The organism is Streptomyces sp. NPDC006529, from assembly GCF_040611795.1.
Lineage (GTDB): Bacteria > Actinomycetota > Actinomycetes > Streptomycetales > Streptomycetaceae > Streptomyces.
Genome location: NZ_JBEXPB010000007.1, coordinates 25,062 through 42,398 on the forward strand (window position 1 = coordinate 25,062; position 17,337 = coordinate 42,398).

Consider the following 17,337-nt stretch of genomic DNA (forward strand, 5'->3'; position numbering starts at 1 on the left):
CCCGGACCTGCGCGGACGCACCCGGAAGGAGGGCGCAGAATGGAGGAATGGCGGCAGCGGAGGACGGCGCGCGGCGCGGCGCGGGCGGGACCGGCGAGTGGGCCCGGCACTGGCAGTACGCCGAGCTGCCCGGCCTGGACCTGCTGCGCGCCCACTACGTGCGCCACACCTTTCCGCGGCACGCGCACGACGGGTACGTGATCGCGGCCGTCACCGGCGGCGTCGAGGAGATAGGGCTGCCCGGCGGGGTCGTGCGGGCGGGCCCGGGCAGCGTGGTCCTGATCAACCCCGAGGTCCCGCACTCCGCACCCGCCGGGGTCCCCGAGGGCTGGGCCTACGCGACCCTCTACCCCTCGCGGGAGCTGATCGCGGAGGTCGCCGAGGACGACGGCGCCCCGCGCGGCACCCCCGGATTCACCCCCGACATGGTCATGGACCCGCGGGCCGCGCGGATGATCGCGGACGTGCACCGGGCGGCCGAGGCGGGCAACCCGCTCGCAGCCGACACGCTGCTGCGGGGCGTGGTGGCGCGGATGCTGCGCCGGCACGCCGGCCCGCTGCCCGCCCGCGCGGCCACCGCCGCGGGGGCCGCCGACGCCGAGCGGGCCCGGGAGGTCCTGGAGGCGCGGATGTGCGAGCCGCCGTCGCTGGAACGGCTCGCGGCGCAGCTCGGCACGAGGCCGTTCGCGCTGCTGCGGGCCTTCCGGGAGCGGTACGGGATGCCGCCGCACACCTGGCTGACGGACGCCCGGGTCCGGCGGGCCCGGCTGCTGCTGGAGGCGGGGACCCCGCCCGCCGAGGCGGCCCTCGCGGTCGGCTTCACGGACCAGCCGCACCTGAACCGGCACTTCACCCGGATCGTGGGGGTGCCGCCGGGGGCGTACCGCCGGGGCCGGGCGGGCGCCGCGTGAGCGCCCGCGGGGCGCGGGGCGTGCCCTGCCGTACCGGGTGCCCCGCCGGGGCCGGGCCGCCGGGGCGGGCGCAAGAACGTACAAGACGGGTCGGTGGGCGCCGCCATAGCGTCGCCGGGTGAGAGAGCAGCGGACAGTGGATGCGGATCCGGCCGGGCCGAGGGCCGACGGCGGCGCCCGGGCGGCCGGGCCCGGCGGGCGTGACCGGGGTGACCGGGGTGACCGTGGGGACCGGAGCGACGGGTACGGACCGACCGGCGTGGACGGCCCGAGCGGCCCGGGTGACCCGGGTGGCCCGGACGGACCGGCCCCTGCGGACGGCACGCGCGGCGCGGCCGGCGGGGGCGGCCCGGACGGGCCGGGTGACCCGGACGGGCCCGACCGCCGGGCCGGGCGGCGGGCCGTCGTGCGGGACGCGCTCGGCGTCGGGGTGGCCGTGGGGCTGTCCGGCTTCGCCTTCGGCGTGACCGCCGCCGGAGCCGGGATCAGCACCGCGCAGGCCTGCGTGCTGAGCCTGCTGGTCTTCACCGGCGCCTCGCAGTTCGCCCTGGTCGGGGCGCTCGCCGCGGGCGGCAATCCCTTCACGGCCGCCGCCGGGGCCTTCTTCCTCGGGACCCGCAACGCCTTCTACGGGCTGCGGCTGTCCCCGCTCCTGCGGCTGCCCCGCGCCGTGCGCCCGCTCGCCGCGCACTGGGTCATCGACGAGACCACGGCCGTCGCCCTCGCGCAGCGCGGCCGGTCCCACGCCCGCCTCGGCTTCACCGTCACCGGGCTCACCCTCTACCTGCTGTGGAACCTCACCACCCTGCTGGGCGCGCTCGGCGCCGAAGCCATTGGCGACACGAACGCCTGGGGCCTGGACGCGGCCGGGCCCGCCGTCTTCCTCGCGCTGCTCGCGCCGATGCTGCGCACCACCACCGAGCGGGCCGTGGCCCTGCTCGCCCTGGTGCTCGGGCTCGGCTTCCTGCCGGTGCTGCCCGCCGGGGCACCGGTCCTGGTGGCGGCGCTCGCCGCGCCCGCCGTCCTCTTCCTCACCGGCCGCCGCACGAAGGGACCCCGCTCGTGAACGTCTGGATCGCCATCGGGCTCACCGCCCTCGGCTGCTACGCCGTCAAGCTCGCCGGGCTGCTCGTACCGGCCGGGGTGCTGGAGCGGCCCCTGGTCCGGCGGCTCTCCGCGCTGCTGCCGGTCGCGCTGCTGGCCGCGCTCACCGCGCAGCAGACCTTCAGCACCGGCTCCGCCCTGGTGGTCGACGCCCGCGCCGCCGGGCTCGTGGGCGCCGGGGTCGCGCTGCTGCTGCGGGCCCCGTTCCTGGTGGTCATCGCGGTCGCCGTCGCCGTCACCGCGGGGGTGCGGGCCCTGGGCGGCTGAGCCCGGCGGGGGCGGGATAATGGACGCATGCGGTTGACGATTTTCTGGGAACGGATGGCGGAGCACTTCGGAGCGGCCTACGCGGAGTCCTTCGCCCGCGACCACGTGATGGCGGAGCTGGGCGGGCGCACGGTGGTCCAGGCGCTGGAAGCGGGCTGGGAAACGAAGGACGTGTGGCGGGCGGTCTGTTCGGCCATGGACGTGCCGGCCTCGCTGCGCTGACCGCGCCGGTCCGCGGCGCCGCCGCCGGTGCGGGAGACTGGTCGGTGTGGCAGCCACTGACCAGTTCGACACCGACCCGACGGATCCGACGCCCCCGCCCGGTGCGCGCCCGCCCGCGGGGTGGCCGGCCGCTTCCGGCGGCGCCTCCCACGAGCGGATGCCGCGCTGGCTGCCGCGCGCGGTGGTCCTCGTCCTCGCGCTGATCGCCTGCTTCCAGCTCGGCAGCTGGGCGTTCCACCAGCTCATCGGGCTGCTCATCAACATCCTGATCGCGTTCTTCCTCGCGCTCGCGATCGAACCGGCGGTGGCCCGGATGGCGGCCCGCGGGATGCGCCGCGGGCTGGCCACCTTCCTGGTCTTCCTCGGGGTCTTCGTCGCGGCCGCCGGTTTCGTCGTCCTGCTCGGCTCGATGCTCGCCGAGCAGATCGTGGCGATGGTGGGCGGTTTCCCCGGCACCCTCGACTCGGTGGTCGGCTCGATCAACCGCACCTTCCACACCGACCTGTCCCGTCTGGACATCCAGGACAGCCTGCTGCACTCGGACTGGCTGCAGAAGTACGTGCAGAACAGCGCGTCCGGCGTGCTGGACGTCTCCGCCACGGTGCTCGGCGGGCTCTTCCAACTGCTGACGGTCGGGCTGTTCGCCTTCTACTTCGCCGCCGACGGGCCGCGGCTGCGGCGTGCGCTGTGCTCCGTCCTGCCGCCCGCGAAGCAGTCGGAGGTGCTGCGCGCCTGGGAGATCGCCGTCGCCAAGACCGGCGGCTACCTCTACTCGCGCGGCCTGATGGCGCTGGTCTCCGGGGTCGCGCACTACGTCGTCTTCGTGGTGCTGCACGTGCCGTACGCGCCCGCGCTCGCGGTGTGGGTGGGCCTGGTCTCCCAGTTCATCCCCACCATCGGCACCTACCTGGCGGGCGCGCTGCCGATGCTGCTCGCCTTCACGGTCGACCCCTGGTACGCGCTGTACGTCCTCGGGTTCGTGGTGGTCTACCAGCAGTTCGAGAACTACGTGCTCCAGCCGAAGCTGACCTCGAAGACGGTCGACATCCACCCCGCGGTGGCCTTCGGGTCGGTCATCGCGGGGACGGCCCTGCTCGGCGCGGTCGGCGCGCTGATCGCGATCCCGGCCGTCGCGACCCTCCAGGCCTTCCTCGGCGCTTACGTACGGCGGTACGCGGTGGTCGACGAGGAGGGCGAGGGGGAGGACGCCGGATCCGGCGCGGGACCCGGCCCCTTCGCGGGAGTCACGGGGCGGGCGTCCCGGGCTGCTGCTGCCTGGTCGCGGCGAGTACGGCGTCCACGGCCTCGGTGACGTGCGCCTCGGCGGCGGCCTTGTCGACGCCGAGCCCGCTGAGCACGCCGTCGCCGTCCTCCAGTTCGAGGAGGGCGAGCAGGATGTGCTCGGTGCCGACGTAGTTGTGGCCCAGGCGCAGGGCCTCGCGGAAGCTGAGCTCCAGGGCCTTCTTGGCGTTCGCGTCGAAGGGGATGAGGTCGGGGATCCGGTCCGCGGGAGGCGGCAGGGTGGCGGTGGCGGCGGCCCGTACGGCGTCCGGGTCGATGCCCTGGGCGCTCAGCGCGAGGGCCGCGAGGCCCTCGGGTTCGGCGAGGAGGCCGAGGACGAGGTGCTCGGGGCGGATCTCGGCGCCGCCGGCCGCGCGGGCCTCGCTCTGGGAGGTGACGACGACGTTGCGGGCCCGCGGGGTGAAGCGGGAGAAGCCCTGGCTCGCGTCGAGGTCCCCGTCGCCCTTGGGCACGAAGCGCTTCTGGGCGGCCTGGCGGGTGACGCCCATGCTCCGCCCGATGTCGGTCCAGGAGGCGCCCGAGCGGCGCGCCTGGTCGACGAAGTGGCCGATGAGGTGGTCGGCGACGTCCCCGAGGTGCTCGGCGACGACGACGGCCCCGCTGAGCTGTTCCAGGGCGTCGGGGTGGGTCTGCTTGATGCCCGCGATCAGGTCGTCGAGGCGGACGGGGTTGGTCATGCGTGCGGGGGCCGCGTTCTCTGCGGAGCCCGCCGGAGGGTTCGTCGGGTGCGTCATAGCGCAACCGTAGGTTGACAGTCGAAGGGGTGTCAACCCTGGGTTGTCACTTCGCTGGGAGATTGCCCCGGGTGCTGCGCCGACCGCACACTCGTCCCCAAGGAGACTGCTGTGGGGGGTAGTTGTGTGGATCTTCCTCTTCGTCGCGGCGGCCGCGCCGCTGCTTGCGGCGGTCGGATGGCGCCTGCGCGCCCACCGGGCGCTCGTCCCGCCCGCCGATCACGAGCCGCTCACGCTGTACGAGGCGGCGTACCTGCGAGGCGGCCGGACCGCCGTCGCCGACGTGGCACTGGTCTCCCTGTACCTGGCCGGGCGGCTGGAGGTGCGGGAGGGCAAGCGGCTGGCCCCGCTGGACGGACCCGCGCCGGGCGACCCGGTCCGGGCGGCGGCGTACGCGGCTGCGGGGGACGCGGGCCGGGGCGAGCCCGCCGCCGAGGTCAGGCGGCGGGCGGCGCTGAGTGCGCCGGTGCGGCGCGTCGAGGAGGTGCTGGGCGGCCGCGGCCTGGCCCCGGGAGGCAAACGGGCGCGGCCGGCGGGGCGGCTCGACGACCTGGTGGGCGTGCTCGCGGTGCTCGCCGCCCTGCTGGGGATCGCGGCCCTGGTCACCGACTCGCTGACCGGGCAGGGCAGTGGGGTCGCGCCGCTGATCGCCTTCGGGGTGCTGGGCGTGGTCGCTCTGGGGGTCTGGCTCGCCCCCCGGCGCCTGGTGCGCGCCCCCTCTCCGCACGCGACGCGGGCGGGGCTGCGGCGGCTGCGGGAGGTCGTGCAGGACCGTACCTGGCAGCCGCGGCCGGCGGCCGGGGAGCCGGGCGCGGGGGCGGGCGTACTGGCGGACGTCGCCCGGCACGGCTCCGGCCGCGCGCCCGCGGCGCTCGTACCCCTGCTGACCGCCCCGTGGCCACTGGTCCCGGTGGTCGCCGGCGCGGCCGGGTCCTCGTCCGCGCTCGCCTCGGACTCCTCCGCCTCGAAGGCGGCGGGCAGTTGCGGCGGTGGGTGCGGGAGCGGCTGCGGAGGCGGGTGCGGCGGGGGCTGCGGAGGGTGCGGGTGCGGATAGGGGGCACCGTTTGAACGATCAAAAGAGGAGGGGGATAGCATATGAGCGCCCCCTAGCTCGAAAGATAAACCTGTGACTGTCAAAGACGACGCGTTCACCAACTGGAAGAACCGCGAGGAGATCGCGGAGTCGATGATCCCGATCATCGGGAAGCTGCACCGCGAGCGGGACGTGACCGTCCTGCTGCACAGCCGCTCCTTGGTGAACAAGTCGGTGGTCAGCATTCTCAAGATCCACCGATTCGCCCGGCAGATAGCCGGTGAGGAACTCTCGGTCACCGAGACGCTTCCCTTCCTGCAGGCGCTCACCACCCTCGATCTCGGCCCCTCGCAGATCGACCTCGGCATGCTCGCCGCGACGTACAAGGCCGACAGCCGCGGCCTCTCCGTCACGGAGTTCACCGCCGAGGCCGTCGCCGGCGCCACGGGCGAGGACAAGATCGAGCGCCGCGAGGCGCGGGACGTGGTCCTCTACGGCTTCGGCCGCATCGGCCGCCTGGTCGCCCGCCTGCTGATCGAGAAGGCCGGCTCCGGCAACGGCCTGCGGCTGCGCGCCATCGTCGTCCGCCAGGGCGGCGACCAGGACATCGTCAAGCGCGCCTCGCTGCTGCGCCGCGACTCCATCCACGGTCAGTTCCAGGGCACGATCACCGTTGACGAGGCGAACAACAAGATCATCGCCAACGGCAACGAGATCAAGGTGATCTACGCCAACGACCCGTCGGAGATCGACTACACGGCGTACGGCATCAAGGACGCCATCCTCATCGACAACACGGGCAAGTGGCGTGACCGCGCGGGCCTCTCGAAGCACCTGCGCCCCGGCATCGACAAGATCGTCCTGACGGCTCCGGGCAAGGGCGACGTCCCCAACATCGTGCACGGCGTCAACCACGACACGATCAAGCCGGACGAGCAGATCCTGTCCTGCGCCTCGTGCACCACCAACGCGATCGTCCCGCCGCTGAAGGCGATGGCGGACGAGTACGGCGTCCTGCGCGGCCACGTGGAGACCGTCCACTCGTTCACCAACGACCAGAACCTGCTGGACAATTACCACAGCGCCGACCGTCGCGGCCGCTCCGCGCCGCTCAACATGGTGATGACCGAGACCGGCGCCGCCTCGGCCGTCGCCAAGGCGCTGCCCGACCTCAAGGCGCCGATCAGCGGCAGCTCGATCCGCGTCCCGGTGCCGGACGTCTCGATCGCGATCCTGAGCCTGCGGCTCGGGCGCGAGACCACCCGCGAGGAAGTCCTCGACTACCTGCGGAACGTCTCGCTGACCTCGCCGCTGAAGCGCCAGATCGACTTCACCACCGCCCCCGACGCGGTCTCCAGCGACTTCATCGGCTCGCGGCACGCCTCGATCGTCGACGCGGGCGCCACCAAGGTCGACGGCGACAACGCCATCCTCTACCTCTGGTACGACAACGAGTTCGGCTACTCGTGCCAGGTCATCCGGGTCGTCCAGTACGTCTCCGGCGTGGAGTACCCGACCTACCCGGCTCCGGCGGTCTGATCCGCCCTCCGTCCGGCCCGCTGCCCGTCCGGCCCCCGTCCCGCACCGCGGGACCCGGGCCGGGCGGGCAGCGGTTTTCCGGGGGTTCCCGGGGGGTGTCGCCGCGCGCGATCCGGCCGAGAGGTGACTTGTGCCCGAGCGCGGCGGCGTCCGTACGTCCCTGATCGCGCCCGGTGGCGGCGCGGCCCGCGCGGGCCGCCCGCGCGGCCGGGATGATCATGGCCGGATCGGGTGGTTCCGCAACGCCCGCCGCCCTCTTGCCAGTTGAGGCGGGGGTCCCAACAATGCGCATGACAACCGAAGGATCTTCGGTTGCACCGTCATGCAGAGGGGAACCCCCACATGAAGAAGCCTCTCGTCGGCGCACTGCTCTCGCTGCTCCTGATCGGCGCGGCGGCAGCACCGGCCGTGGCCTCCGGCCCCCGGGCGGACACCGAGAAGGCCGCGCCGGCCGTCACGGTCAACTTCGCGGGAACGGTCGCGCTCAGCAACTGTTCCGGCTCGGTCGTCCGGACGCCCAACTCCCTGGCGAGCGACCCCGCGCTCGTGCTCTCCAACGGCCACTGCCTGGAAACCGGTTTCCCCGCCGCGGGCGAGGTCATCAAGGACCAGCCGTCCAGCCGGTCGTTCTCGCTGCTCAACGGGGCCGGTACCAAGGTCGCGACGCTGCGGGCCAGCAAGGTCGCGTACGCCACGATGACCGACACCGACATCTCGGTCTACCAGCTGACCAAGACGTACGCGCAGATCCAGAGCCAGTACGGCATCGGCGCGCTCACCCTCAACGACGCGCACCCGGTGCAGGGCACCTCGATCAAGGTCGTGTCGGGGTACTGGAAGCGGATCTACACCTGCAACGTGGACGGGTTCGCCTACCGCCTCAAGGAGGGCGACTGGACCTGGAAGGACTCGATCCGCTACACCTCGTCCTGCAACACGATCGGCGGGACCTCCGGCTCGCCGGTGATCGACACCGCGACCGGCCGCGTCGTCGCCGTCAACAACACGGGCAACGAGGACGGCCAGCGCTGCACCGAGAACAACCCGTGCGAGGTCGACCAGAACGGCAACGTGACGGTCCGCCAGGGCATCAACTACGGGCAGGAGACCTACATCATCGTCCCCTGCATAGGTGCCGGCAGCAAGATCGACCTGACCCGCCCCGGCTGCACCCTGCCGCGGCCGTAACCCCGCCCGCTCCGCGCGCCGGCCGCCCTCTCGCGGGCGGTCGGCGGGCGGTCGGCGCACTCTCCGGCGCGGTCAGCCGGCCGCGAGGAGTTCGAGGGTGTCGATGACGCGGTGCGAGAAGCCCCACTCGTTGTCGTACCAGGCGACCACCTTGACGTGGCGGCCGTCGACGCGGGTGAGCGCCGAGTCGAAGATCGACGATGCCGGGTTGCCGGTGATGTCGGAGGAGACGAGCGGGTCGTCCGAGTACTCCAGGACGCCCGCGAGCGGTCCGTCCGCGGCGGCGCGGTACGCCGCCAGCACGTCCTCGCGCGTCACCTCGCGCGCCACCGTCGTGTTGAGTTCGACGATCGACCCGACCGGTACCGGCACCCGGATCGAGTCGCCCGACAGCTTGCCCGCGAGGTTCGGCAGCACCAGCCCGATCGCCTTCGCGGCGCCCGTCGTGGTCGGCACGATGTTGACGCCCGCGGCGCGGGCGCGCCGCGGGTCGCGGTGCGGGCCGTCCTGCAGGTTCTGCTCCTGCGTGTAGGCGTGCACCGTCGTCATGAAACCGTGCTCGATGCCCGCGAGGTCGTCCAGGACCGAGGCCAGCGGCGCGAGCGCGTTGGTCGTGCACGAGGCGTTCGAGACGATGGTGTGCGCGGCCGGGTCGTAGGCACCGGTGTTCACCCCGTAGGCGAGCGTCACGTCGGCCCCGTCCGCCGGCGCGCTGACCAGCACCTTCTTCGCGCCCGCGGTGATGTGGGCGCGCGCGGCGGTGGCGGACGTGAAACGGCCGGTCGCCTCCAGCACGATGTCGACCCCGAGCTTCTCCCACGGCAGCTGCTCCGGCTCGCGCTCGGCGAGGACGGTGATGCGGCGCCCGTCGACGACGAGGTCGTCCCCGTCGACCCGCACCGGGCGGCCGAACCGTCCCGCGGTCGTGTCGAAGGCCAGCAGCCGCGCCAGGGTGGCGGGCTCGGTGAGGTCGTTGACGGCCACGACCTCCAGGTCGCTGTCGCGTTCGAGCAGCGCGCGCAGCACGTTGCGTCCGATGCGGCCGAATCCGTTGATGGCGATGCGGGTCATGAGTATCGGTATCCCTTCGGGTTCCCCTCCAGCTTCGCGCGCGGCGCCGCCCGGTGACAGCGGCGTGATCGCCACGGTCCGCAAGGATCGCGCCAGGTGCGCTACTCGCCGCGGGCGAAGGTGCGCCGGTACTCGCTCGGAGTGGTGCGCAGGATCCGCTGGAAGTGCAGCCGCAGGTTCGCCCCGGTGCCCAGGCCCACGTCGGCGGCGATCCGCTCCACACTGCGCTCCGAGCGTTCCAGCAGCTCACGGGCCGTGTCGAGGCGGGCGCGCATGACCCATTGCATCGGCGTGTAGCCGGTGTCCTCTGCGAAGCGCCGCGAGAAGGTGCGCGGCGACACCCCCGCCTGCCGGGCGAGCGCCTCCAGCGTCAGCGGTTCGCCGAGGCGGTGCAGCGCCCACTCGCGGGTGGCGGCGAACCGCTCGCCGAGGGGCTCGGGCACGCTGCGCGGTACGTACTGTGCCTGGCCGCCGCTGCGGTAGGGGGCCGCGACCAGCCGCCGGGCCGTGTGGTTCGAGGCCGCCACCCCGAGGTCGCCGCGCAGGACGTGCAGGCACAGGTCGATGCCCGAGGCGGCGCCCGCCGAGGTCAGCAGGCTGCCCTCGTCGACGAACAGCACGTTCTCGTCGACCCGCACCCGCGGCCACTTCGCCGCGAGCGCCCGCGCGTAGTGCCAGTGGGTGGTGGCGCGCTTCCCGTCGAGCAGGCCGGTGGCGGCCAGCGCGAAGGCGCCGGTCGAGATGGCGGCGAGCCGCGCGCCCCGCGCGTGCGCCGCGACCAGCGCGTCGACGACGGCCGGCGGCGGATCGTCGCGGTCCGGGAACCGGTAGCCGGGGACGAAGACGATGTCGGCCCACGCCAGCGCGTCGAGACCGTGGGCGACGGCGTACGAGAGCCCGTCGCCGCCGGTCACGAGGCCGGGCGCCGCCCCGCAGACGCGGACCTCGTACGGCATGCTCGCCCGGGCCGAGAAGACCTGTGCGGGGATGCCGACGTCGAGCGGCTTGGCCCCTTCGAGGACCAGGACGGCGACGCGGTGCGGACGGGAGGCGGGCGGGACGGGCACGGCCTTGAGCCTACGCGGGGACGGCCGGCCCGCGGTGACCGGCCGGTAAGGACGCGTGACGGGGGTCACACCGCACCCGTGTCACGAACGGAGGCCCTGCTCGCGTCTGATGGTCGTCCGCACGGCGGGAACGGCCCCACGAAAGAGGCAGAGCGATGAACACGACGACAGCGCGGCAGCACGAGGTCCTGGTCCTGGGCGCCGGTTACGCCGGTCTCGCCGCGGCGGTCCAGCTCGCGGCCCGCACCAGGAAGCGCGGGAACCTGCGCGTGACGCTGGTCAATCCCCACGACCACTTCACCGAGCGGCTGCGGCTGCACCTGACCGCCACCGGTCAGCAGACGGCCGAGATGAACATCCCCGAGCTGCTGGAGGGCACCGGCGCCGCCTTCGTCCGCGGCTGGGTCACCGCCGTGGACGCCGGGGCGAAGACCGTCCGGATCGACGACGACCGGGTCCTGCGCTACGACACCCTGGTCTACGGCCTGGGCAGCGTCGCGGACACCGTCACCGTGCCCGGCGCGGACGACCACGCCTACACCCTGGACGGCCCGCAGGACGCCGCCCTCCTTGCCGACCGGCTGGCCCGGCTCGACGGCGGGACCGTCGTGGTCGGCGGCAGCGGCCTCACCGGCGTCGAAGCCGCCGCGGAGATCGCCGAGCGGTACCCGCGGCTCACGGTCGAACTGCTGGGCCGGCAGGCGCCCGGCACCGGCCTCCACCCGAAGGCCAGGGCCCACCTGGACGCGGCGCTCGCCCGGCTCGGCGTACGGGTGCGCGGCGGCGTCGAGGTGACCGAGGTGCTGCCCGACGGTGTCCGGCTCGCGGACGGGACCGCCATCCCCACCGCCGCGGTGCTGTGGACCAGCGGCACCCGCGTCCCGCCGCTGGCCGCCGCCGCGGGCCTGAGCGTCGACGAGCGCGGCCGCGTGGTCACCGACGGCGCGCTGCGCTCGGTCTCCCACCCGGACGTCTACGCCGTGGGCGACGCGGCGGCGGTCCGCCAGCGCTACGGCGTGATGCACGGGACCTGCCAGGGCGGCATGCCCACCGGGGTGCACGCGGCCCTGTCCATCCTGCGGGTGCTGGGCGGCAAGGAGCCCAAGCCCTTCCGTTTCGGCTACTACCACACCCCCGTCAGCCTGGGCCGCGCCGACGCCGTCGTACAGTTCACCCGCCCCGACGACAGCCCGCGCCGGCTCGTCCTGACGGGCAAGCGGGCCGCGACGTACAAGGAGGCGGTCACGGCCGCTCCGTGGGCCACCTTCGCCCGCATGAAGAAGATGCCCGCCTCGGGCGCGTTCTGGCCGCACGGCGGCCGCCACACCAGGATCCGGAGTGCCAAGTGACCCAGCCGCAGGGACCCGAGCTGCCGGACCAGGCCGCCTTCCAGCAGTACCGCACGCTGCTCTTCTCCGTCGCCTACCGCCTCCTCGGCACCGCCGCCGACGCCGAGGACGTGGTGCAGGACGCCTGGCTCAAGTGGTCGGCGGCGGACCGGTCCCAGGTCGCGGACCCCAAGTCGTACCTGACCCGGATCGTCTCCAACCTGTCGATGGAGCGCCTGCGTTCCACCCGCCGGCAGCGCGAGACCTACGTCGGGCCGTGGCTCCCCGAGCCGGTCCTGACCGCTCCGGACACCGCCGACGGCGTCGCCGCGGCGGACTCGGTCTCCCTGGCGCTGCTGGTCGTCCTGGAGTCGCTGAGCCCGCTGGAGCGCGCGGTGTTCGTCCTGAAGGAGGTCTTCGCCTTCAGCCACGCGGAGATCGCCGAGGCGGTGGAGCGCTCGGAGGCGGCGGTGCGGCAGGCCGCGCACCGCGCCCGCGAGCACGTCCGGGCCCGGCGGCCGCGCTTCCCGGCGGACCGCGCCCGCCAACGCGACGTCACGGAGCGCTTCTTCGGGGCGGTCTCGGGCGGCGACCTCAACGCGCTCATGGAACTGCTCGCCCCGGACGTGACGTTGTGGACGGACGGCGGCGGCAAGGTCCGCCAGGCCCTCAAGCCGGTCATCGGCCAGGAGAGCGTGGCCCGTTGGTTCGCCGCGCTCGGGACCGCGACCTACCAGGGCATCGAGCCCGGGCGGATGCGGGCGGAAGTCACCTGGATCAACGGCGGCCCCGGCGTGGTCTTCCACGGCCCGGACCGCGTGATCGCCACGCTGACCTTCGATTTCGACGCGGAGGGACGCATCACGGCCCTCCACAACGTGGCCAACCCGGACAAGCTCCGCGCCGTCGCGGGCGGCACGCGGTACGACCTGTCCTGAGCCGGTCCGGTCCGGGCCGGGCCGGGCCGGCCGTCGTCGGGCGCCCCGGCGATATTGCCTGTCGTAGCGGTCCGCGGGCGGGCAGACTCGCTCCATGACGGACATCTGCGCATTCCGGGAGGCGGTCGGCCGCTGGGCGGCCGGGGGCCCCGGCGAACCGGCGGGCGAGCTGGCCGGGAGGCTGGGGCTGCGGACGGCCGTCCTGCTCGAAGGGCCCAGCGACCGGGAGGCCGTCGAGGCGCTGGCCGCACGACGCGGCCGGGACCTGGCCGCCGAAGGGGTGTGCGTCGTCCCGATGGGCGGGGCGATGAGCATCGCCCGCTACGCGGACCTGCTCGGACCGCCCGGTCTCGGCCTGGATCTGCGGGGCCTGTGCGACGCGGGCGAGCAGGGCTTCTACGACCGCGGGCTGAAGCGGGCCGGGGCCCCGGCGGGCGGCTTCTTCGTGTGTGTCGCGGACCTGGAGGACGAGCTCGTCCGCGCGCTGGGCACGGGAGCCGTCGAGGAGATCATCGGGGACGAGGGCGACCTGCGGTCCTGGCAGACCTTCCTGCGCCAGCCCGCCCAGCACGGCCGGCCGCGCGAGCGCCAGCTGCGGCGCTTCCTCGGCACGAAGAAGGGCCGCAAGATCCGCTACGGCCGCCTCCTGGCGGAGGCCCTGGACCCGGGGCGGGTACCGGCCCCGCTCGACGAGCTCCTCGGGAGCCTGTGATTCCGGCGTCCGGGGTGCGGCCCGGCGCCCCCGGCCTGGGTACGGCCCAGTGCCCGGGGCGCGGCCCAGTGCCCGACGTACGGCTCAGCGCCCGGCGGGCGGCGGTCCGGCGCCGGCGGACTCCCCGCAGGAGTGCCGCGCGGCGGCCGCCTCCTCGATCAGGGTCCATCCGTCGACCTCCGCCGGCCCCCGCACCTCGGGCCGCCAGCCGCGGGCCAGTGCCGCATCGAGCAGGGCCCGGACGGCTCCCGGCTCGTGCAGGTTCAGGGACGCGCCCCGCAGGAGGCCCACGTCCCCCGAGCCCGTGTAGCCCCCGCCCGGGACGAACCGGCCCGGGCCCGCGGCGAAGACGACGCGCAGCGGCCCGCCGGTGCCGGCGGGCTGCGGGGACAGGGTCAGGGTCTGGCGGCAGTCCACGGGCCGACCGGCGTCTTCCGCGCGGTGGCCGTGGCGCACCGTCCACCGGTACGCGCGTCCGTCGGCGACCAGGCGGCGGGGCGTGTTCTCGCGGCGCGGCATGGGCCGAGGGTACGCGGCGCCGCGGGCGCGCCGGGGTCCTGCCCGGCCCGTCGGCCCGGCAGGGCGCGCCCGGCTACTTGGCGGCCAGCCGGCAGGCGGTCACCGAGGTCGCGTGGGTGACGTGGCTCTCGGCGAGGCCGGACACGCACTCGTCCTGGGCGCCGGCCACCCCGACGTAGCGCGCCGCGCGGACGGCCTCCGGAGCCTCGCCGCCCTTCAGTTCGCGCTCGACCTGGTTGATGCAGGAATTGACGTCCGCGTGGGCGGCGGGGGCCGTGAGGGCCGCCCCGCCGAGGGCCAGGGTCAGGCCGGTGAGGACACTCGCGAGACGGACGCTCGCGCTACGGATCGACGTACGCATGGGACGTACCTGCTCTCCGGGATCAGGGGATTTCCTCCCCCTTCCGACGCTAGATCAGCCGCATGCCGCCCGCACCCGCTGGGAGTGCGGCCGGATACTGGAAGGGGAAGCGTGCCGGGCGGGCCCGCTCCCGGGGGGTCGGGCGTGGCGCGCTTGACACGGAAATCGAACATCCATTCTGATGGGTTATCCACAGGCGAACCGTGCGTGGAGGCGCGTTGTCAGTGGCAGGCGTTAGCGTCAATGGCGTGAAGCGATCGACTCAAGCAAATCGGGTGGAACCCATGGCAGGCACCGACCGCGAGAAGGCGCTCGACGCAGCGCTCGCGCAGATTGAACGGCAGTTCGGCAAGGGCGCGGTCATGCGCCTTGGCGACAAGCCGAATGACCCCATCGACGTGATCCCCACGGGGTCGACCGCGCTGGACATCGCCCTCGGTGTCGGCGGGCTGCCGCGCGGCCGCGTGGTGGAGGTGTACGGGCCGGAGTCCTCCGGTAAGACGACCCTGACCCTGCACGCCGTGGCCAACGCGCAGAAGGCCGGCGGCACCGTCGCCTTCGTCGACGCCGAGCACGCCCTCGACCCCGAGTACGCCAAGGCCCTGGGCGTCGACACCGACAACCTCATCCTGTCCCAGCCGGACACCGGTGAGCAGGCGCTGGAAATCGTGGACATGCTCGTCCGCTCCGGCGCCCTCGACCTCATCGTCATCGACTCCGTCGCGGCGCTCGTGCCGCGCGCGGAGATCGAGGGTGAGATGGGCGACTCGCACGTGGGTCTGCAGGCCCGTCTGATGAGCCAGGCCCTCCGCAAGATCACCGGTGCGCTCAACCAGTCCAAGACCACCGCGATCTTCATCAACCAGCTCCGCGAGAAGATCGGTGTGATGTTCGGCTCGCCGGAGACCACCACCGGTGGCCGCGCGCTGAAGTTCTACGCCTCTGTGCGTCTGGACATCCGCCGGATCGAGACCCTGAAGGACGGCACGGACGCGGTCGGCAACCGCACCCGCGTCAAGGTCGTCAAGAACAAGGTCGCGCCGCCCTTCAAGCAGGCCGAGTTCGACATCCTCTACGGCCACGGGATCAGCCGCGAGGGCGGCCTGATCGACATGGGCGTGGAGCACGGCTTCGTCCGCAAGGCCGGTGCCTGGTACACCTACGAGGGCGACCAGCTCGGCCAGGGCAAGGAGAACGCGCGCAAGTTCCTGTGCGACAACCCCGACCTCTCGGACGAGATCGAGAAGAAGATCAAGGAGAAGCTGGGCGTGGGCATCCGCAAGACCCCCGACGCCGAGCCCGGTCCGGACGCGGCGGGCGGCGTGGCCCCGGCGGCCGATGACGCGGCCAAGACGGTTCCCGCCCCGGCGACGAAGGCCAAGACGGCCAAGGCCGCCGTAGCCAAGAGCTGACCGTGCGGGAGCAGCAGGGGGCGGCCGGTTCCGGCACGCCGAGGGCCGAGCGGGGATTGCCGCCCCAGAGCCCCGAAGAGCAGGCGCGGGCGATCTGCCTGCGCCTGCTCACCGGGTCCCCGCGCACCCGGCAGCAGCTCGCGGACGCCCTGGCCAAGCGGGAGATCCCCGAGGAGGTGTCGCAGCAGGTCCTCTCCCGGTTCGAGGAGGTGGGCCTGATCGACGACGCCGCCTTCGCCGGGGCGTGGGTCGAGTCCCGGCACCACAGCCGCGGCCTCGCCCGCCGGGCGCTCGCCCGCGAACTGCGCACCAAAGGGGTGCACGCCACCCTGGTGGACGAGGCCCTGGAACAGCTGGACTCCGAGCAGGAGGAGCAGACCGCCCGCGAGCTGGTGGAGCGCAAGCTGCGGGCCACCCGCGGCCTGGAGCGGGACAAGCGCATCCGCCGCCTCGCCGGGATGCTGGCCCGCAAGGGCTACGGGGAGGGCATGGCCCTGCGGGTGGTGCGGCGCGCCCTCGAAGCCGAGGGCGAGGACGCGGACGAACTCGACGGGCCGGAGTACCGGGCGCTCTGACCGCCCGGCCGCGCCGCCGGTCCGTCAGGGGCGCCCACCGCCCCACCACCGCGCGGTCGTCCCGCGGGGCGAGGCGGCGTCAGCCGGGGGCGGTCACGGGGAGCCCGGCGGCCTTCCATGCCTGGAAGCCGCCGGTCAGGTCCGTGGCGCCGGTCAGGCCGAGCGCGTGCAGGGAGGCCGCGGCCAGCGTCGAGGCGTACCCCTCGTTGCAGATCACCACGATCCGCAGGTCGTGGGAGGTGGCCTCGGGGACGCGGTGGCTGCCGCGCGGATCCAGCCGCCACTCCAGTTCGTTGCGCTCGATCACCAGCGCGCCCGGGATCAGTCCGTCGCGCTCCCGCAGCGCCTGGTAGCGGATGTCCACCAGCAGGGCCCCCTCGCGAGAGGCGGCGTGTGCCTCGGCCGCCCCGATCCGCGCGTAGGTGGCGCGGACCCGCTCCAGCAGCTCGTCGATCCCGATGGGGACGTCGGCGGCGCCCGCGCTCACTGCCAGTCCGCCGGACGCTCGACCTGCTCCAGCGTCAGCACGGCCCCGCTGCGGCTGAACCGGCGGATCAGCGGGAGCGGCGGATAGTAGGCGTGCACCGAGACGGCGTGCTCGGTGGGGGACCCGTTCAGCACCTCGTGCACGTGGTGCTCGCCGAAGGCGCGCCCCGCGCCCGCCTCCAGGGTCCGGGTGCGGTCCAGGCCGGAGGCCAGGTGCAGGGACCGCCAGCCCTCCGACGGCAGCCGCACGGACAGGGAGTGTTCGGTGAGGCGGCCGCGCGCGGTGGCGAAGGCGCCGCGCGACTCGGCGTGGTCGTGCCAGCCGGTGCCGGTACCCGGCGGCCAGCCGATCAGCCAGGCCTCGCTGCCGCCCGGGCCGTCGAGGCGCACCCAGGTGCGGCCCTCGGGGTCGAGGGGCAGGGAGGCGATCAGCGCCGGATCGGCGGCGGTGCGCAGGGCGAAGTCGAGGAGTTCCGCTGCGTCCGGCCCGGCGGCGCGGGCAGGGCCGGAACCGGCCGGGGCAGGGCTCAGCAGGGATGCGGATGCAGACATGGGGGATGACCGTCCT

The 17,337-nt window shown here is 74.1% G+C and carries 20 protein-coding genes; 13 read left to right on the top strand and 7 right to left on the bottom strand.

Going from position 1 to position 17,337, the window contains the following annotated elements; translation table 11 throughout:
• Positions 1-47 precede the first annotated feature (47 nt).
• The 5 genes from ABZY31_RS08050 to ABZY31_RS08070 all read left to right on the top strand — a co-directional run bounded on the left by ABZY31_RS08050 (position 48) and on the right by ABZY31_RS08070 (position 3,816).
• Positions 48-911: an AraC family transcriptional regulator gene (locus ABZY31_RS08050; protein ID WP_356406033.1), complete on the top strand. Its 864-nt coding sequence runs from the start codon at positions 48-50 to the stop codon at positions 909-911.
• A 406-nt stretch (positions 912-1,317) separates the two neighbouring features.
• Positions 1,318-1,977 carry an AzlC family ABC transporter permease gene (locus tag ABZY31_RS08055; protein WP_356406294.1) on the top strand — a complete coding sequence of 220 codons (660 nt, stop codon included), beginning with the start codon at positions 1,318-1,320 and terminating at the stop codon, positions 1,975-1,977.
• Entirely contained in the window at positions 1,974-2,282 is a 309-nt protein-coding gene (locus ABZY31_RS08060; RefSeq protein ID WP_356406035.1) for an AzlD domain-containing protein, read from the top strand. Before ABZY31_RS08055 ends, ABZY31_RS08060 begins: the two co-directional genes overlap by 4 nt.
• A 27-nt stretch (positions 2,283-2,309) precedes the next feature.
• Positions 2,310-2,504: a DUF3046 domain-containing protein gene (locus tag ABZY31_RS08065; RefSeq protein WP_356406037.1), complete on the top strand. Its 195-nt coding sequence runs from the start codon at positions 2,310-2,312 to the stop codon at positions 2,502-2,504.
• 157 nt (positions 2,505-2,661) lie between these two features.
• Positions 2,662-3,816: an AI-2E family transporter gene (locus ABZY31_RS08070; RefSeq protein WP_356406296.1), complete on the top strand. Its 1,155-nt coding sequence runs from the start codon at positions 2,662-2,664 to the stop codon at positions 3,814-3,816.
• On the opposite strand, the gene ABZY31_RS08075 is transcribed toward ABZY31_RS08070, so the two are convergent.
• A complete protein-coding gene (locus tag ABZY31_RS08075; protein ID WP_356406297.1) occupies positions 3,749-4,483 on the bottom strand; it encodes a Clp protease N-terminal domain-containing protein in 735 nt (244 codons plus the stop codon). The two genes, ABZY31_RS08070 and ABZY31_RS08075, sit on opposite strands and share 68 nt — an antisense overlap.
• A gap of 181 nt (positions 4,484-4,664) precedes the next feature.
• Between ABZY31_RS08075 and ABZY31_RS08080 the strand changes: the two genes are divergently transcribed.
• From ABZY31_RS08080 to ABZY31_RS08090, 3 genes are all read left to right on the top strand, one after another.
• Positions 4,665-5,594, top strand: coding sequence for a TIGR04222 domain-containing membrane protein (locus tag ABZY31_RS08080; RefSeq protein ID WP_356406039.1), 930 nt, complete (start codon positions 4,665-4,667; stop codon positions 5,592-5,594).
• A 72-nt stretch (positions 5,595-5,666) separates the two neighbouring features.
• Complete coding sequence (locus tag ABZY31_RS08085) at positions 5,667-7,112, top strand: glyceraldehyde-3-phosphate dehydrogenase (RefSeq protein ID WP_356406041.1); 1,446 nt, start codon at positions 5,667-5,669, stop codon at positions 7,110-7,112.
• Positions 7,113-7,454: 342 nt separating this feature from the next.
• On the top strand, positions 7,455-8,300 hold the full coding sequence (locus ABZY31_RS08090) for a serine protease (RefSeq protein WP_356406043.1): 846 nt from the start codon (positions 7,455-7,457) through the stop codon (positions 8,298-8,300).
• A 72-nt stretch (positions 8,301-8,372) separates the two neighbouring features.
• On the opposite strand, the gene gap is transcribed toward ABZY31_RS08090, so the two are convergent.
• Both gap and ABZY31_RS08100 read right to left on the bottom strand, forming a co-directional pair.
• Positions 8,373-9,371: a type I glyceraldehyde-3-phosphate dehydrogenase gene (gene gap, locus ABZY31_RS08095; RefSeq protein ID WP_356406045.1), complete on the bottom strand. Its 999-nt coding sequence runs from the start codon at positions 9,369-9,371 to the stop codon at positions 8,373-8,375.
• A gap of 101 nt (positions 9,372-9,472) precedes the next feature.
• On the bottom strand, positions 9,473-10,438 hold the full coding sequence (locus ABZY31_RS08100; RefSeq protein WP_356406047.1) for a helix-turn-helix domain-containing protein: 966 nt from the start codon (positions 10,436-10,438) through the stop codon (positions 9,473-9,475).
• A 155-nt stretch (positions 10,439-10,593) separates the two neighbouring features.
• Here ABZY31_RS08100 and ABZY31_RS08105 point away from each other — a divergent pair, with 155 nt between their 5' ends.
• From ABZY31_RS08105 to ABZY31_RS08115, 3 genes are all read left to right on the top strand, one after another.
• The gene (locus ABZY31_RS08105) at positions 10,594-11,787 is read left to right on the top strand and encodes an FAD-dependent oxidoreductase (protein WP_356406049.1); all 1,194 of its coding nucleotides are present in this window, start codon (positions 10,594-10,596) and stop codon (positions 11,785-11,787) included.
• Entirely contained in the window at positions 11,784-12,704 is a 921-nt protein-coding gene (locus tag ABZY31_RS08110; RefSeq protein ID WP_356406051.1) for an RNA polymerase sigma-70 factor, read from the top strand. Before ABZY31_RS08105 ends, ABZY31_RS08110 begins: the two co-directional genes overlap by 4 nt.
• A gap of 94 nt (positions 12,705-12,798) precedes the next feature.
• Complete coding sequence (locus ABZY31_RS08115) at positions 12,799-13,416, top strand: TOPRIM nucleotidyl transferase/hydrolase domain-containing protein (protein WP_356406053.1); 618 nt, start codon at positions 12,799-12,801, stop codon at positions 13,414-13,416.
• Positions 13,417-13,500: 84 nt separating this feature from the next.
• On the opposite strand, the gene ABZY31_RS08120 is transcribed toward ABZY31_RS08115, so the two are convergent.
• Together ABZY31_RS08120 and ABZY31_RS08125 are read right to left on the bottom strand one after the other, a co-directional pair.
• Complete coding sequence (locus ABZY31_RS08120; RefSeq protein WP_356406054.1) at positions 13,501-13,935, bottom strand: hypothetical protein; 435 nt, start codon at positions 13,933-13,935, stop codon at positions 13,501-13,503.
• Between the two features lie 73 nt (positions 13,936-14,008).
• Complete coding sequence (locus ABZY31_RS08125; protein WP_356406055.1) at positions 14,009-14,296, bottom strand: hypothetical protein; 288 nt, start codon at positions 14,294-14,296, stop codon at positions 14,009-14,011.
• 275 nt (positions 14,297-14,571) lie between these two features.
• Here ABZY31_RS08125 and recA point away from each other — a divergent pair, with 275 nt between their 5' ends.
• Both recA and recX read left to right on the top strand, forming a co-directional pair.
• Positions 14,572-15,708: a recombinase RecA gene (recA, locus tag ABZY31_RS08130; protein WP_356406057.1), complete on the top strand. Its 1,137-nt coding sequence runs from the start codon at positions 14,572-14,574 to the stop codon at positions 15,706-15,708.
• Complete coding sequence (gene recX, locus ABZY31_RS08135) at positions 15,705-16,283, top strand: recombination regulator RecX (protein ID WP_356406299.1); 579 nt, start codon at positions 15,705-15,707, stop codon at positions 16,281-16,283. Before recA ends, recX begins: the two co-directional genes overlap by 4 nt.
• 79 nt (positions 16,284-16,362) lie before the next feature.
• On the opposite strand, the gene ABZY31_RS08140 is transcribed toward recX, so the two are convergent.
• Both ABZY31_RS08140 and ABZY31_RS08145 read right to left on the bottom strand, forming a co-directional pair.
• On the bottom strand, positions 16,363-16,770 hold the full coding sequence (locus tag ABZY31_RS08140; protein WP_356406059.1) for a rhodanese-like domain-containing protein: 408 nt from the start codon (positions 16,768-16,770) through the stop codon (positions 16,363-16,365).
• Complete coding sequence (locus ABZY31_RS08145; protein WP_356406060.1) at positions 16,767-17,321, bottom strand: cysteine dioxygenase; 555 nt, start codon at positions 17,319-17,321, stop codon at positions 16,767-16,769. The genes ABZY31_RS08140 and ABZY31_RS08145 overlap by 4 nt, the downstream gene beginning before the upstream one ends.
• Between the last annotated feature and the right edge of the window lie 16 nt (positions 17,322-17,337).